Origin of the sequence: Corynebacterium mustelae (assembly GCF_001020985.1) — a bacterium.
Taxonomy (GTDB): domain Bacteria; phylum Actinomycetota; class Actinomycetes; order Mycobacteriales; family Mycobacteriaceae; genus Corynebacterium; species Corynebacterium mustelae.
The window spans coordinates 499119-515263 of the sequence record NZ_CP011542.1 but is presented as its reverse complement, the minus strand read 5'-3'; the positions used below and the strand labels follow the sequence as shown (position 1 = coordinate 515263).

Annotated in this window: 13 protein-coding genes; 2 read left to right on the top strand and 11 right to left on the bottom strand. The window is 50.5% G+C overall.

Annotated features, from left to right (window positions below):
• Nucleotides 1-90 precede the first annotated feature (90 nt).
• The 6 genes from CMUST_RS02395 to CMUST_RS02370 all read right to left on the bottom strand — a co-directional run bounded on the left by CMUST_RS02395 (nt 91) and on the right by CMUST_RS02370 (nt 6991).
• Nucleotides 91-2094 (bottom strand): sucrose-specific PTS transporter subunit IIBC, encoded by a 2004-nt coding sequence (locus CMUST_RS02395; protein WP_047261180.1) that lies wholly within the window; start codon nt 2092-2094, stop codon nt 91-93.
• A 121-nt stretch (nt 2095-2215) separates the two neighbouring features.
• Nucleotides 2216-3685 carry a glycoside hydrolase family 32 protein gene (locus CMUST_RS02390; RefSeq protein ID WP_047263294.1) on the bottom strand — a complete coding sequence of 490 codons (1470 nt, stop codon included), beginning with the start codon at nt 3683-3685 and terminating at the stop codon, nt 2216-2218.
• Nucleotides 3686-3747: 62 nt separating this feature from the next.
• Nucleotides 3748-3954: a hypothetical protein gene (locus CMUST_RS02385; protein ID WP_047261179.1), complete on the bottom strand. Its 207-nt coding sequence runs from the start codon at nt 3952-3954 to the stop codon at nt 3748-3750.
• 183 nt (nt 3955-4137) lie between these two features.
• Nucleotides 4138-5334, bottom strand: a complete 1197-nt coding sequence (locus CMUST_RS02380; protein ID WP_047261178.1) for an alpha/beta hydrolase — start codon at nt 5332-5334, stop codon at nt 4138-4140.
• Nucleotides 5335-5405: 71 nt separating this feature from the next.
• Nucleotides 5406-6482, bottom strand: coding sequence for a pentapeptide repeat-containing protein (locus tag CMUST_RS02375; protein WP_047261177.1), 1077 nt, complete (start codon nt 6480-6482; stop codon nt 5406-5408).
• A gap of 8 nt (nt 6483-6490) precedes the next feature.
• Entirely contained in the window at nt 6491-6991 is a 501-nt protein-coding gene (locus CMUST_RS02370) for a DUF4303 domain-containing protein (protein ID WP_047261176.1), read from the bottom strand.
• 231 nt (nt 6992-7222) lie between these two features.
• Between CMUST_RS02370 and CMUST_RS02365 the strand changes: the two genes are divergently transcribed.
• Nucleotides 7223-7690 (top strand): Abi family protein, encoded by a 468-nt coding sequence (locus tag CMUST_RS02365; RefSeq protein WP_052844483.1) that lies wholly within the window; start codon nt 7223-7225, stop codon nt 7688-7690.
• A 248-nt stretch (nt 7691-7938) separates the two neighbouring features.
• On the opposite strand, the gene rplE is transcribed toward CMUST_RS02365, so the two are convergent.
• Genes rplE through rplN form a run of 3 tightly spaced genes read right to left on the bottom strand, consistent with a single transcriptional unit; the run spans nt 7939 to nt 9188 of the window.
• Nucleotides 7939-8499 (bottom strand): 50S ribosomal protein L5, encoded by a 561-nt coding sequence (gene rplE / locus CMUST_RS02360; RefSeq protein ID WP_047261175.1) that lies wholly within the window; start codon nt 8497-8499, stop codon nt 7939-7941.
• 2 nt (nt 8500-8501) lie between these two features.
• A complete protein-coding gene (rplX, locus tag CMUST_RS02355; protein ID WP_047261174.1) occupies nt 8502-8816 on the bottom strand; it encodes a 50S ribosomal protein L24 in 315 nt (104 codons plus the stop codon).
• A gap of 3 nt (nt 8817-8819) precedes the next feature.
• On the bottom strand, nt 8820-9188 hold the full coding sequence (rplN, locus tag CMUST_RS02350; protein ID WP_047261173.1) for a 50S ribosomal protein L14: 369 nt from the start codon (nt 9186-9188) through the stop codon (nt 8820-8822).
• 1424 nt (nt 9189-10612) lie between these two features.
• Between rplN and CMUST_RS02345 the strand changes: the two genes are divergently transcribed.
• Nucleotides 10613-12061 carry a sugar transferase gene (locus CMUST_RS02345; protein WP_158408184.1) on the top strand — a complete coding sequence of 483 codons (1449 nt, stop codon included), beginning with the start codon at nt 10613-10615 and terminating at the stop codon, nt 12059-12061.
• On the opposite strand, the gene CMUST_RS02340 is transcribed toward CMUST_RS02345, so the two are convergent.
• Nucleotides 12058-12768 (bottom strand): WecB/TagA/CpsF family glycosyltransferase, encoded by a 711-nt coding sequence (locus CMUST_RS02340; RefSeq protein ID WP_047261172.1) that lies wholly within the window; start codon nt 12766-12768, stop codon nt 12058-12060. The genes CMUST_RS02345 and CMUST_RS02340 overlap by 4 nt on opposite strands.
• Entirely contained in the window at nt 12768-16094 is a 3327-nt protein-coding gene (locus CMUST_RS02335; protein WP_052844481.1) for a fibrinogen-like YCDxxxxGGGW domain-containing protein, read from the bottom strand. Before CMUST_RS02335 ends, CMUST_RS02340 begins: the two co-directional genes overlap by 1 nt.
• Nucleotides 16095-16145 lie beyond the last annotated feature (51 nt).

Below are 16145 nucleotides of genomic sequence, written 5' to 3'. Positions count from 1 at the left end.
TGTATTCTCTCACACACAACCGTCTCACACCGAGAAAAAGGGAACCTGGCCCGTTTACGGCAGACCAGGTTTTTCGATAGCCACCAATGGCTAGTGTATTAGCGCACCTTCCTTGGGATCTACGGTCAGCAGCATGTCACCAATGGCAATATCACCGCTAGCCGACGCAGGGATGACTGGCCCCGTGCGTTTCGAATTGGAAATAACAACCGGTGTTGTCACTTCGTAGCCAGCTTTAGTAATTCCCGCAATATCGAATTCGCCCAACACGTCGCCTACTGTCACTTCGTCGCCTTGTTGTACCCGAGGTGTAAAGAATTGTCCCTTGAGGTTCACGGTATCGAAACCAATATGCATGAGCACTTCAACGTTTTTCCCGTCTGCACCTTGGGTTCGGATAGCAAAGGCATGCCCGGATGGAAAAGCAACCACGACCTTGCCGCTCACCGGGGCAACAATCCGCCCTTCGGTTGGAATAATCGCCATCCCCTCACCCAGTTTTGACTGGGCAAACATTGGGTCGGAAACTGATGCTAGTGGCTGAACTTTACCGGTAAGCGGTGCGAGGATAGCGAGGGCATTATCTGCCGGCACTAGTGCTGGCACAGTTTCGACGTCTGCTACCGGTTTGGCGGTTTGCTCCCCTGCTACGGGAACTGCGCCAACATCATCAGGGTCAATACTGCCGTTTCGTTTGCGTAGATAGCTACCATAGACGAAAGCGGAGATGAATGCGATTGCGAAAGTCACGAAACATAAAACGATAAATATCGGCATATCCTCAGCACGGATAGAGACAACTCCGATAAACCCAGCCGCCCCCAGCGCAGTAGCCTTTACGTTAAATAGTGCAATCAGCGCGCCACCAATTGCTGCTGAGCAGATGCCGATATAGAACGGCCACCGAAGCCGTAAATTCACACCGAAAATCGCTGGTTCTGTAATGCCCAGCACTGCCGAGATACCTGACGCACCTGCCAGTCCTTTAAGTTTTTCGTTTTTGGCTAGGAAAAATACCGCTAAAGTAACTGCGCCTTGCGCAATGTTGGCCATGGATGCTGTGGCGAAGATAAAGGATCCACCCTGCGCAAATAGCTGTAGTTCCACCGGTGGAAACGCCTGGTGTAGGCCAGTAATAACAATTGGAGAATAGACCAAACCGAAGAGGAATCCACCAACAGGTCCACCGAAGTCATAAACGGTCTGAATCCCCACCGCCAGCAAGTCACCAAGCCAGCGCATTGCTGGCCCCACGGCAATAAACGTTAGGAAACCAGTGATGAGCAAGGTTAAAACTGGTGTAATGAGGAAGTCAGCTGTGCCTTTGAGGGTGCGATGGAAGAACTTTTCTATGGTGGCCAAAATCCACGAAACCGCAAGAACTGGCAAAACTGTACCCTGATAACCAGCTTGGGCGACGGAGAGCCCAAAGAGATCCCAGGTTGGCATTTCGCCCGCCGCTATTGTCTCCGCGACGTTATAACCATTGACTAGCGACGGGAAAACCATTGCCATACCAATACCTGCGCCCAGATACTCATTGCCGCCAAAGCGTTTGGTAGCAGTAAACCCGACCAGGATTGGTAAGAATGCGAATGGCGCTGCGGCTAAGAGATTAATCATCTCCGCCATCCCGGTGATCTGCGGGTACATATTAACCAAGGATTCCGGGCCGAATAGTTTCTCCGCAGTAAGGACGTTGTTAATGGCCATCAAAAGACCGCCACCGACCAAGATAGGGATAAGCGGAACGAAAATATCCGCCAGCACTTTAATCGCACGGGTAAACACACTGCCGCTTTGGGCAGCCACGTCTTTTAATTCTTCTGCGGTGACAGCGATATTCTTGCTGGTTTGCTTATCGAGTTCATTAAAGACGATATTGACATCTCCGGGGCCAACAATAATTTGGAACATTCCGCCGGTTTCAAAGGTCCCTTTTAAGTCCGGGTCATTATCCAGGGCTTTGTGGTCAACCTTCTTGGAATCGTGGAGCACCATGCGCAATCGAGTCGCGCAATGTGCGGCGGCAACCACATTTCCTTCTCCACCGACCGCCTGAAGCACTCGGGCGGCAACTTCTGAGTGTTGCATTGGAGCCTCTCTATTTTTGATTATTTCCGATCAGACTTCCCAAAAGTACAGAAACTCACATTCGGGAAGTGCATGTAGCCTCATTTCCCATTAAACAGTGCTTTTAATCCAAAAACAATACTTAATCACATTCTTTATGGAATGTGACCCACCTCTCGCCATTTGGTGGGAAAGCGACGGTGGAAAAACAGGCTTCGCCGCCGTTAACTTCCACCTCCACCACGCAGCCATCAATATAAACAAGCAGTTCATCGACATTAATGGCCAATCTCCTGAGTCCTGCGTCACCCGTGATAGCAATTGCAGCTGACTCGCCAGATTCCACGCGAATTTCCAACCCGCTACCCCCGTTTGAATCCACCAGCGTCCATGTGACATTCTGCCCGTTCGGATATAACCGGGCCCACCAGGCATTCCCCGCTGAGACTTTTGGAATGTTTTTATTCTGTTGGTTTTCCACAGGCACAGCGTTATCCGCAGTGGGCAGGATCAATTGCTGCCGGAGCTTGCCATCATGGATTGATAACCGACGGGGCGTGCTCAAACAATGCACCCACCCCTCACTGTCTAAGCTTGGCATGTCGTCTTGGCCCGGCAACCCCAACCAGCCGATAAGAATGGCGGTTTCGGCCACAACGTGGCGGTCATCGGCAAAAGTCTCCCCAATAATCTGCGGCGCATAAAAATGGTGACCATTATCCAATTCACTAAAGCCGGAATGAATCTTCATGGCCGTTCCAGAAACCCTGCCCAAAAGATACCCGCACTGATCACTATTGGCGTAATGAGTGGTTCCTGACGAATCAGTAGTCGCCGCCAGCCCTTGCGGGCACACTATTAAAAGATCGAGTACTTCACCAGTCACCTGATCGCGCATGGTAATCAGATTTGGGCACTCCCACATGTAACCACCCGGCACCAGGTCGGGTGCCCTGCCGGGAGTTGCCGTGGCAGTGTCGAATTGCAGTTCGCCGCCCCATTCCCACTGGTAAAGATCGACGCTTCGATAAAGTACGACCGCGCCGGTTTCGTCGGCACGCTGTGCCCCTAGAACCATCCGCCATCCGGATTCGGTTTCCGGATCAATAGTGATCATCGGGTCACGGTAGTGCGCGGTGTAGCCCGTATGTGGTGCTGGAATGAGTGGGTTAGCTGCGTCTTTTCGGTATACCCCGCCCATATAATCATCGGATACAGCATCGGCATGGACAATGTTCTGCGTGGCGTGGCGGGACTCCTCACCGGAAGCTGGATCAATCGTTTTCCGGTTACCGGTATAGAAAAGTTTGACGTTACCGGCCTTATCAATTACTGCGCCCCCGGAATAACAACCGTGGCTGTCATATTCCGCATCGGGATACAAAGCATTTGGATAATGACGCCATCGCAGTGCATCCGGCCCGGTCAATGCTGCCGTCGTATGCGCCCATCCGGTCCGTTTAGCGGCGTGAGGAAAACCAGGGTCGTGTTGATAAAACACATGAATGATGTTTCGATCCTGTGGGTCAAGGAAAACCCCATTGGGGTCGTTGAGCCGCCCTTGCGGTGGTGTGACATGAAACTGGGGTCGGCTACTATGTTCAAGGGTCATAATCGCCATAGTAGCGATTATTTTTTAACCTACCCCTCGCAATAATTTTATGCCACGCATCCCTAAAGACTAATAGTGCGCGCAAAGGCACGAAGGGTATCAAGTCCCCGGCCGACCTTGGCGCGTGCCCGTTGCGGGACGTAGTATCCACAACGGTTGTCATAAGGGGTCGGATTAGCGAGCACGTATACGTCGGTGGTGTTGAAATCCTGAGTGTTGTAAATATCAGTAGTCGTGGTGCTAGGTGCGGCGATGGTCAGAACCGACATTGAAATTCCTCCGGTTTGGCTTTAGGTATCTACTGACACCGAAAGGTAGGTGCCATCCCTGGAATTTGGTTGCATTGAAGCTGGAAATTGCCTGTAGATTTACAGAAAATTTTAGTAAAGCACTATCGCACCCTAAGAATTAATTTGCTTTTCGACGCCACCTAGGCTGCGTCGAAAAGCGTTCTAGTACAGTGCCGACTTCACCGATGCCCATGCTGGGCCTAATTGTTGCGCAAACAATAACCAATTGTGCACCCCACCGTGCTGGTAGACCACAGTCTGGTGAGTCATTCCGGCGTCTTTCATTGCCTGTTCCAGCTTTTGAGTGCAGCGGAAAGTGCCCTGTTCCAGCACCGCAGCGGCTGGTAATTCAAAAAATGGACGTCCCTTGTGCAACTGCTTATCGCCTTCGGTAATATGCCCATCGGCGGTAAACAGATACACCGCCATATTGCGCAGGCCTTCCGGGTTAAGGGTCACGTCATTCTTCGCCCACTCAGGGCTAGTTTCCGGACCCCACATGTTTGTCGGGTTGCCGCCACGCCCCTGCACCATGATCTTGCTAATCGCGCGCCCGATCGGATCAGTCGTGGAATAGCAGCCGGACATGCCCATCGTTGCATCAAAGACCTGGGGGTTCTTCGCCGCGATGCGAACTGCGGAACCACCACCCATCGACAAACCGCCAATCGCCCGCTTGCCGTTAAAATTCACCCCGTCCTGACCGGACTCGAGAATCTGTGGCAATTCCTCGGTAATCAAGGTTTCCCATTTATTCCGCCCCAAGGCCGGATCGTCGTTCACCCAATCCGCATAAAGCGACGCGCTTGCCTGGGTAGGGATTGCGATGGTGACGTTCTCATCCGCCATCGTCTCGATCAATTTGCCTTCCCGCAGCCAACCCGGATAGGACGGGGCGCTGATACCGTCCAGCAAATACAGCATCGGCGCCGGGGTGCTTGGGTCTTTTTGCAGCATTACCTGAACTTCCACCACCCGCTGCATGGCGGGTGAGGCGACGTACCACCGCTGAATCCGCAGGCCAGGTTCATCGACGCGGCGCAGCAGCTCAAGCTTTTCAATCTTGGGGTCAGTCTCCAAGGGGTATTCACCGTCGGAACTAGTCAGCCCTTTCAGAGCCTCCGAGTCAGTGACCCCCAATCGCTGAGCCTTCTTCAATGCATCTTCTAGTCGGTTAGGGGTCGAACCTGGCGAGTTGGCGATGGCGGTAACCAGATTATGGAAAATCGATTCGGTGGAACCGGAGCTCACCAACGCCTGTTCGGGAATCTCCGGAAACGACGATTGGGCGGTTGCTGGAACCGCGCACATGGCCGCCCCTATAGACACGGCAGCCACGAAAGATGAAAAGAGACGCATCTATGAAAACTTTCTTAGAAATTCTTAACTCATTTAAGCCACACCCTTCATCGTTGAAACGGCAACAATCGTTACACACTCCCCGGAAGACCCGATGGCCAATCCCCCGGCTGGCATAAAATACCCGCAACTACCGGGAGCTCCGCAAATTTAGGCGGATGTGATTGGTCAGCATCATCGTAGAAACTAAAGTCGGCTCCTCTATCGAACAATGCCCCTGCAAAGCTTACCGAACCATGAAAAATCACAGAAATAAACCATGCATCCTCACCGAATTGCACAGATTCAAACTCAGCACCAGACCCAAACTCGGCACGTGCAAACGACACATTGTAGCCAAAGACAGAGTCGGTGAAATCAGTGCCATCACCAAAGATACTTTGCTCGAATGACACGAAATCACCGAATTCCGCGCCACCCCACCTGGTTATGCTTCCGAAAACCGCTTGGTCAAAACACGTATTATCCCCAAACCGCGCCTGGGAAAAATCGGAGCCCTCTCCGAATACAGCGCCATAGAACCAAGAATCAACCCCGAAAATCGCATCGGTAAACGAAGCGCCACGGCCAAAAGCTGCCTTAGAAAAATCCGCCCCGGGGCCAAACACCGCCGAATCGAAACTCACATCGTCACCGAAAGTCGCACCAGCGAACATCGCGTTCTCGCTAAACACCGCCGAATCAAAGCGCGCGCAATGGCACAATTCCGCACCTACGAATAACGTATTGCCACTAAAGCTTGCCCCTCTAAAATCCGCTCGTACATCAAAGCGCACTTCCCGAAAATCCACGTCACAGAAAAAATGTGTGCCCCGAAAATCAAATTCCGCCCCACACCACCGGGTACTGGGCGGCCTGTTGTCTCGCAGATGATCGGCTATTTCCGTAACGATCGCCGATTGGATTTCTTGGGTACTGCGATCATGCGTTTCACCACGCAAATAGCCGCAGAGGACATTAACGACTCGTTGTTGATAAAGCTCCGGGAAGTCGTCAGCAAGCGCCGATAGCGCATGCACCGCCGCTATTTGCTCCCATAATGTAGCCGAATTAAGCCGTTCCACCGCCGCAACAAACCGTGCCCGTAACCGGGAATTGTCCATGACGTTGTCTTCGTTTCGGCGACGCCCCCACTTACCAAACAACAAATCACTTCCTAAGACTCATCGCATTCATCAAGCCACCGATCCAATAATTCACCTGGTGGATTAAGCCGAATCATCTGCTCGGTATTTGTGGCGTCCGGGGGCACAACCAACACCCCGATAAGCGTCTTCTTCCGCTTCTCACCGGTACCGAAAAGCCCCTCACTATCAAGTTGCTTCAGTGTTTCCTCCATCGAACGGTACCGCGCATCACAATATGCGTCATAGTCCGCGTCCAGACGATGTGGATTCCAACGCGCATCAAAAACGTCGTGCAACTTTGACATGTATTCCTCACCCCACAACGCAAAGGGGCCATCAAACAGATCCCACCAATCCATCCCGGGCTTCGTCGCCGATAAATACGGCCGCAATGCCTCGCCCGTGGTACACAAACTGTATTGGTAAAAATCCGATCCGTGTGCTTCATGCAAAGTGGTAACCGCATACCACGTCGCTTCCGCAATTGCTGCCGTCAGCTCCGGGTCCGCCACAATACCAGTTGCACTCATAGCACCACATTGTAACAACGTGCATTCAGCTTCGCCGCTGGTCAAATGTGCTATCGGTGTCGTCGCAAGGTACCAGGTACAGACAGGTACAGAGTACCCACTGTACATAGGGATCACCGGGGCGGATGAAATAAACCGCCAAGTTTTCCTAATTGTTCCAAAACAATAGTGTCATGGTGTATTGTGTCTTCTATAAACACATACCCCTCTCGCGAAAGTTCTACTTTCGTGATGGGTATGTTTTCCTTTTATAGATCCCAGGTTTTAACTCCCATGCGCTACCAAAAACCTCACCTTTCATACGATGATCAACTTAAACTCTTGCGCGCGCAAGGCGTGATAATTGACAACTGGGATGAAAGCCTGAGCGCCCTCAGATACTACGGTTATTACAGGTTATCGGGGTATTTTTACCCTTTCCGCCAGATACTTCCAAAAGAAGAACGACAAAGTCCTACAAACTTCCGCAAAGAAGACTTTAACCCGGAAACCCACTTCAACTATGCGATAAACCTTGCAAATTTCGATTCCCGATTACGAAAAATCCTTTTCGAAGATCTCGAAATGGCAGAAATAGCGATACGAACGAAAATCGTATACGAAGCGGGAAAGGTGGATCCGTACATTCATGTAAACCAAGATTTATTAGACATAGAGGCCTGCGCACGATTGATTTCCACTAATCCTGAGGCACACTGATCAGGGAAAAAATTGGAATCGCAGAGTAAAAGAGATCATGAACAAGGTTCCCCATATCCCGAATTTTTCGGTAGAGACACAAATGGGCTTCCCTGGCAACTGGCGAGAATTAGATCTATGGAAGTAGCATATTTACCAACAAAAATTGCTTTCCAAATTCTGACCTTAGCGTCGTCTATATTCAAAAACGACGACCCCCGCTGCCACCGGTGAGGGCATGCAACGGGGGTTCGTCGAAAAGCTAAAGCTTAGTCGTTCTTCTTGAACGGGAAGCCGAGTTCGCGCAGAAGCGCACGGCCTTCGTCGTTGTTGGTTGCGGAAGTCACAACGGTGATGTCCATACCGCGTGGCCGGTCAACCTTATCAACGTCGATTTCGTAGAACATAGTCTGCTCAGTCAGGCCGAAGGTGTAGTTACCGTGGCCGTCGAACTGCTGATCAGAAAGGCCGCGGAAGTCACGAATACGTGGCAGTGCGACAGTCAGCAGACGGTCCAGGAATTCCCACATGCGATCGCCACGCAGGGTAACGCGGGCACCGATTGGCATGCCTTCGCGCAACTTGAAGTTAGCGATGGATTTCTTAGCGCGACGCAGCTCTGGCTTCTGGCCAGTAATTGCGGTGAGATCTTCCAGCGCACCATTGATGAGCTTGGAGTCACGTGCGGCGTCGCCCACACCCATGTTCACAACAACCTTCACAACGTTAGGAATTTCCATAACGTTGTCATAGTTGAATTCTTCGTTGAGCTTGGTACGGATTTCCTCGCGATAGCGAGTCTTCAACCGGGGAGTGTAATTCTCGCTCATGTTTAGATGTCCTTCCCATTGCGACGGGAGATACGGACCTTCTTGCCGTTCTCATCAAACCGGTAGCCAACGCGGGTTGGATTGCCATCGGAATCCAGAACCATCACGTTGGACACGTGGATTGGTGCTTCCTGTGTCACAATGCCACCGGAAGAAGCGCCACGCTCTGGTGCGGAATTAGCAACGTGCTTCTTGATGCGGTTAACGCCTTCGACCAGAACCTTGTTGGTCTTTGGGAAAGCCTGGATGACTTTGCCCTGAGCGCCCTTGTCTGGGCCGGAGATTACGACGACCATGTCGCCCTTATGGATCTTCATAAGTTAGATCACCTCCGGAGCGAGAGAAACAATCTTCATGAACTTCTTGTCACGCAATTCACGAGCAACAGGGCCGAAGATACGGGTACCGCGTGGCTCATTGTCATTCTTGATGATGACAGCTGCGTTCTCATCAAAGCGGATGTAAGAACCGTCTGGACGACGGGTTTCCTTCTTTGCGCGCACAACGACGGCCTTGACAATTTCGCCGGCCTTAACGTTGCCACCTGGGGTTGCTTCCTTGACAGTTGCGACAATAACGTCGCCAATGCCAGCAAAACGTCGAGTGGAGCCACCAAGAACGCGGATGCACAGAATCTCACGTGCACCAGTGTTGTCGGCGACCTTCAGACGCGATTCTTGCTGAATCACTATGGGTCTCCTTGACCTAAATATTATGTGTGGCAGATTTCCGAACTGACACACGCGGTCTATGTACATGCCGCTTTCCACACTTGGTTTTGATCAAACCAAACAACGAATCTTAATCCAATCAAGATCGAGGGGTTTCGTATCAGTACCACTCCGGAAACAGCAGCCCAAATACGACCTATGAAAGGCAACCTGAAAATTAAACCACAAGCTGGACGCTTGATGCAAACCCCGAAAGCAAGCTATAGCTAGCTTTCCACGGTGCTTGACGACGCACATACCCGACCCTTCACGCGAGAGGATACTGTCCCCAAAGCCAAGACGATCACAGCAACTCCACCATGCAGACCCAAACTGGCATCAGCTTTCCCTAAAGCCTCCACCAAAACCAGATAGCCCCTGTCCCAATACGACGATACGGATTGAGGTAGCGCACGGCGGAGCGGTTCACTAAATAAAAGCAAACCAGCTATTAATTGTCCCCAATTAATCTAAAAGTCGCTACAACGAAACCCTATCGAACGTGGGCGTTAAATTGATTAAGAAGCAACGCCCATCCAAACCAGGCACTGATCCCCCTCAACCCCTCGCCGAAATTTTACGCCACATACAAAAATCGTAGGATAACTAAATATAATCAAAGAAATTTGACTATCTAAGGGTCAAATGGGCTGCATTTTCCCACTTGTCTGACATCCAGATAGCTGCAGATTCCCTTTAATCGTGGGCAAGCTTTTAGGTAAAACCTAAAAAATAGCAAGCTTTTCACCTAGAGTGCCGCACACGTCAGACAAGCTAAACAGATCGGTAGTAGCCGTAAAAAACCATTTTTAACTGCACAAACGGATAAGTTTAGGAAAATTCCCGTAGCCCAGAGCGGGGCTTAATCCCGACTTTTTCTTATATCCATAGCACATTTGCAACATTGTTATAAGTATAGCCTTAATTTGGCTCCATTTGGTTAATTTTTTTGCGAGATAATTAATAGCCTTAGTCATTAAAACGGACTTACTATAAATAGCAAACGTTTGAATGGTGAAACTCCAAACCTGCAATAAAGCGGCTTTGAACTGCCAAAACTATCATCATCATCCTTTACCGCACCCCCGCTACCCTCCCCCATTTATCGTTTGCTTAAAAATTAACGGGCAGCACCTTTGTAATTTTCTTACGCAATTATCTCCTTAGAAGTTTCTAAGTAAGTTATCGTTTTGTAACTTATGTCTTTTTGGTGACAAAAGACCACTTAAAAGCCAAATTTAAAAAGAAGAAAACGTGCTTTACCTGCTTCAATATCGCTTTTATTAACTAAGAATCTATTAGAAATTAATAATCTTTGATTTTATTCAATTAACGGGGTAAAAGTTGTCCTAAAGGCTTTAATGACTTTGAAAAGTCACTCAAAAACGAAGAAAGTTCCCGCAGTGTCCACGTATTTTTCTTTGGACGATGTAACTGGACGGTGGTTCCCCGCTACCATCCGGAGAAAGCAACGTTCGTCCTCGGCGTTTATCCTGATTTTCAGCGATTTAGCCGTGATCGCAATGGCAATCGTTATTCCATTGTGCGTTAGCTTTTACGCCCAGGGCTTCTCCACAGCAGAAGAGGCCACCGTTGGCTTTATTGTGTCGGCAATTACATTGTGTACAACCTGGATCGCGTTATTGACACTATCGGGCACTCATTCGTCTAATGCTGATGTCAACCAATCCATCCCAGTGCAAAAGATAGCTTTGGCAACCCTACTAACTTTCGGAATGTTTGCCATAGCAGACACAATCTACTTAGATTCGCTTCCACAGTGGTTATTCTTCGCCACGATGCCAGGCGGACTGCTCCTACTTATCGGTTCCCGCTTAGCAATCCAACAGTTTAGGTTGGGATTTCCTGCTACGCGACAGCGCACCCGTAATGCAGTAATTCTTTCATCAAGCCCAACAACCGAATGTGAATTAGCATATCTACAGACCGCCCAGAAATATAATCTGAATCTGGCAAGTTGGATTGATATAAACCAGGCATATAATTCAACTTCCTTCGAAAACTACATTCTCACCGAATTGGCGCGGCACAAGGCAGATACATTATTAGTTTCCATGCTATGCGGTCTGAATGCTCATCAAACCCAACGCTTAAAGTGGGCACTTGAAGGATCCAATATTCGCTTGATCTTTATTCTCCCGTTCAATGGAGTGGCAACCGGCCGAATGAGCGTTCGGTCAGGCGTAGAAACTGCATTGCTCGAAATTAAAACTAGTCGATATACCGGACTTTACTTCTCGGCAAAACGACTACTCGACATCGTTGCCGCTTCCCTGGGCATTCTGCTGTTAGCGCCGCTGCTCGCAGTTATCGCTATAGTAATTAAGCTAGACGATGGCGGTCCGGTATTTTTCCTCCAAACTCGGGTGGGCCATAATCGTCAACCATTCCAGATGATTAAGTTTCGCACGATGAAAACCGACGCTGAATCCCAGTTAGCTGCCCTTACTCAGGCGCATGATGCTGGAAATGAGGTTTTGTTTAAGCTAAAGAACGACCCGCGTATTACTGCACCTGGCCGGTTCCTTCGCCGATACAGCCTTGATGAATTGCCGCAGCTATTTAACGTGCTATTGGGCGATATGACGCTCATTGGCCCTAGGCCACCATTACCACGGGAAGTTGCTCGATTCGAACCACACGTTCTGCGAAAGTTCCTTGTAAAACCAGGAATTACCGGGCTGTGGCAAACAATGGGCCGGTCCAACTTGTCGTGGGAGGAATCCGTCAAGCTCGATCTCTATTATGTCGAAAATTGCAGCGCGGCACTCGATTTCTCCATCCTGGCGCGTACGTTCAAGGCAGTATTGTCCAAAGAGGGCGCATACTAGAGATCCGTTTTATCCAACGAGTATCGGGTCGCGATCCGATTTAATTCAGCAAGTTTTGCGAGATACCTGCGGTGGCGAAGTACAAACGCCACCGCATCTATCGTATAACGCCGCAATAGGCGGCGAGGTTCATGAGCTATCCGCCATGCCCATCCGAGCCGATACCGATGCACCCAGGGTGGAAAGTACTGTTCATTTTTCGCAAACTGGTCGATCCACCCACCGGCAGTACAGACAATTGCATCTGGAAAAGCTTGATGCATTTCGATAGCGACTTCATCTTGCAGCAGCGCCCCGAGACCTAAAACAATAACGTCCGGCGCGGTTATACCAATGCGTGTCGGATTCTTCCGTATTTCCGCCAAATCATCGAAGCCATTAAACGCAAAAACGGTATGGCGGGTGATTCGTTCTGCGGCTTTCTCCGCTACCCCCGGAGCGGCACCGATAAGAACAATGTTCTTGCCAGCCTCTAGCATCTCATTAAACAGCACTGGCAGAACCAAATCCGCTGATGTCCGTCCAATGGCATACCCATTCCTATTGAGCACAATTTGCAACAACGTACCATCGAAACCTATGGAAGTAGTTTCGGCTAGTGCATTCCAATTAGCGTGTTGAATAGACCAATGGTTAAGCCAGGTAACCACAGTACCTGGCTTAACCATTGCTTGTGCGAGTTTTTCTACGGCAAGATCATGAGTCATTATGAGACTAGCGTAGCAGACATTTCAAAACTCATTGTAGGTGTTGACCTGTAATTAAGGTGGGTTTCGACCACAATCCTATTCTGACCGTTTCTGAGAACCTCTTTTGGCACAGTTATCTCCAAAAGATCTGATAGCGCAGTATTGAGGTTGACTGACTTATCAGCGTATGAATTGTGTGTAACTACTCCATCACCCATCCGCTTCCTGCCGACTTCGACACCGTTTATCTTCACGACAACCCCGTCATCAGCGCGAACCGAAAGTTTAAGAGTTTTTCCATCAAGTTCTGATAGCTCCAGGTCGCGGGCAAAATATGCCGTGCGAGCGCGTTGTGCGACCGGAACGTCCAACGGTGTTGCAGCGTGCGGATCGCCCCAACCTATCGGCGCGAGCCCTGTCTGCCAATCCGCTAAGTCACCATCGGTTTCTGGCTCCTCTAGGTCATACCAATAGTGCCATTCTGTGCCTTCCGGAATAACGATGTTATTCCGAGGAGCAGGCGGTTTTTCTGGTGCGGGATCATTATTGGTAATCCGAAGCGTCGCGTCGAACGTCAGTGAGGAGCTAGAACGGTAATTCAGATGTGTTTCCACTGCGATTGTGTTTTTACCCGGCAACAACAGCGATGACGGTATTGCTACCCGGCTACGCTCCGCGGCAGCTACTGTAGCGGATACTGCTTGGGTAGCTCGGGTATCTGCGGTAATACGTCCCTCTGGCATACGTGTCCGACTTACCTCGATACCGTTGACGTACACTACGGCTCCGTCGTCGGCAACGTATTCCAAGGAAGCTTCAGTAAATGACTTCGGGTCAGTCACTGTAAAGTCATGTGCGAACTTAGTAGAGATAGGACGGTTTGAACCACGTGGCGGTGTGATCGTGGTGGAAAGGTTGTTTCCACCGTAACCAAGAGGGGCCGGTCCGGTTGCCCACTGCGCACGATCGAATTCAGGCCGATTCCAGTTCGCCGCAGGCTCTGCCTGATCATATAGATAGGACCAGGTTGCACCTTGATCGATGAGGATAGGTGAAGTTCCAGCTTCGCCAGGGGTGAATACTGGTGTGGAAGCCGAACGATTCCCTGCTGCATCGACAGCTCGGACGAAGAATCTATCAGATCCAGACCTTGGCACAGTAACGGCTGGATTGGTTGATGTTGCTATCACACGATCATCACGCAAAATATCATAAGAAACCGCATCGGTGACTGGTTCCCACCGCAAATCAACGGACGTGTCGGTGGTTGCGCCGGCCCACAGCGAGCTAGGCGTTTGCGGGGCAATTGCGTCGCGGGCCGGATAGCGTACCCAACCGCCGTTCCATTGGGCAGCATTCATAGAGGTACGTGAGCCTACAAAGTCACCGCCAACCCACAGCGCTCCGTCCGATGCGAGGAACAGGCTCCATGCACCGGCATTATTCGAGCGAAGCATGTATGGGGAGAACTGTCCCAGCTGAGCGCCAGTCTTTGCGTCCCAGGCACCAACCCACTGGATATTGTCTACTTTGGTCCAATCACGATTGAGCGAAGGCCAGGTGTATGAGTTTTCATAAACACTATCTGAACAGTGGCAACCAGCATAAACAATATCACCATTTGTCGCGATTGCTTGGAGATCGCCACCGATGTTCTTCGTAATTGAACCCGATACTCGATTGAGGCTGTGGCGATCGTAACCGTACAAGTTATGTTCAGAACCGCCTACGAAAAGCAATTCACCTGAGTCATCGATCGCTTGTTGATAGTTTTTACGACTTGGAGTACTTCCAACAAACTCAAAGCCAGGCACGACGGCTGCGCCTGCTTCGGTGGAGATGATGGCAGCATTCGATGCGCTAGTCCCGCTTGACTTTGTAAAGTACCCTGCCGCATAGAACCGGTCTCCGGTCGGTGAGGTGTCAATGTCGACGACCGTACCATTGAATTCAGGGTTCCAGGAACGATCTGGATTTCCGTCAAGTCGTACCCGGCCAGCGGCGCGAGCATAAACGTTGTTGACTTGATTTGATGATAGGTGCGTGAAGTTTCCACCAATATAGACATGGTCACCAGAAACTGACAGCGATGTCACACTGACGATACCGGATGCCAGCCTACTCGAAACCTGAAGTGTCCAATTGGGGTCAATAGCACCAGTATTTGGATCGACTACAACCGTTCCCACATGGCGTTGACCATTGGCAGTTTTAAAATCGCCACCGATTAGCAATCGACCGTCCGGTAGTGCAGCAAGCGACTTGACTTGGTTGTCAAGAGTCAAGCTGAACGACTCACGGAGATCACCGGTGGTTTTATCGAATGCCGCGACAGCAGTACGCGGTACTTTGGTGCCGGTTGAGCGTTGTTCGGCATGGGTGAAGTTTCCGCCAACGTAGACTGTTTCACCGATTTCGGCAAATGCCTGAACTGGTGAGTTTCCTTCTGCTTTACGGCCATTGAGGTTTCCAGTAACACCCCAAGTGGTTCGAGAGGCAAAGTTAGCGGCCAATGCGCGGTCGGCAATGGCTGGGGTTCCGCTGTCCGGAATCTGCTCAAAACCGTCAGAGGAAATCTCTGGGCGGATGTACAGCTCGGCATATGGAAGTGGCGCTATACCATTGGCACTCCATAGGTAACTGGTGGGCGAATCGCTTCCACCAGCTGCTGATCTGCCGTAGCCAAAGCCTATGCGGAATTTCCGAGCAGATGTCATAGATAAATCCATGGCGTGCCAAGCGGAATCAAATCCAAATACGCTCGACATGGCGCCACTCGTGTTCCAGAAGCCCTCATTGAATCGGTAGGCAGCAACATCATCAGATGCGAGAGCCCAGGTCCATTCCTGCATTTTATTAGGACGCATATCGACGGTTTGCCAGTCGGTACCGCGGTTATTTGTGGTACGTACAACCCGCATTCCCGTCCGCAGAGAATTTACTGGCGTTCCGCCTAGAAGCCCGTTAATGGTTGCTTCGGGCAACTGCACGGCAGGGAAATCTTCTGGTGTACGGTTGCGGTGCAGCAAGTCAGCTGGATTACCTTTGCCATCCGGGTACCGGTCCCAATTTTCTCGGCCACGACCGATGAGTACCCAACCACCGCCGCTCATTTCTTGATCGCAAAAGAACTGCTGTGGTGCGTTCATCTGTGGGGTTAGAAGCCAGTACACACCGGTACGGCTATGAGGAAACCGTTGTTTGATTTCCCAACAAGAACCGGCAGCCGTAGCTTCAGTCCGACCATCCCGAACACTGACTGGCTCTTGGGCGACAGCCATGTTTCCGGGGAACAAACACAAGACGCTAATTAATAAGGCCCATAGGCCACGATTCCGAAGCACGTAAAACACCTTAAAATGCTTATTTAAGACTTAAAATTTTTAGTCAGGGAC

Coding starts and splice junctions, on each gene's coding strand:
- CMUST_RS02365 (WP_052844483.1), top strand. CDS start 7,223: ATGGGTATGTTTTCCTTTTATAGATCCCAGGTTTTAACTCCCATGCGC.
- CMUST_RS02395 (WP_047261180.1), bottom strand. CDS start 2,094: ATGCAACACTCAGAAGTTGCCGCCCGAGTGCTTCAGGCGGTCGGTGGA.
- CMUST_RS02390 (WP_047263294.1), bottom strand. CDS start 3,685: ATGACCCTTGAACATAGTAGCCGACCCCAGTTTCATGTCACACCACCG.
- CMUST_RS02380 (WP_047261178.1), bottom strand. CDS start 5,334: ATGCGTCTCTTTTCATCTTTCGTGGCTGCCGTGTCTATAGGGGCGGCC.
- rplE (WP_047261175.1), bottom strand. CDS start 8,499: ATGAGCGAGAATTACACTCCCCGGTTGAAGACTCGCTATCGCGAGGAA.
- CMUST_RS02370 (WP_047261176.1), bottom strand. CDS start 6,991: ATGAGTGCAACTGGTATTGTGGCGGACCCGGAGCTGACGGCAGCAATT.
- CMUST_RS02385 (WP_047261179.1), bottom strand. CDS start 3,954: ATGTCGGTTCTGACCATCGCCGCACCTAGCACCACGACTACTGATATT.
- CMUST_RS02340 (WP_047261172.1), bottom strand. CDS start 12,768: ATGACTCATGATCTTGCCGTAGAAAAACTCGCACAAGCAATGGTTAAG.
- rplX (WP_047261174.1), bottom strand. CDS start 8,816: ATGAAGATCCATAAGGGCGACATGGTCGTCGTAATCTCCGGCCCAGAC.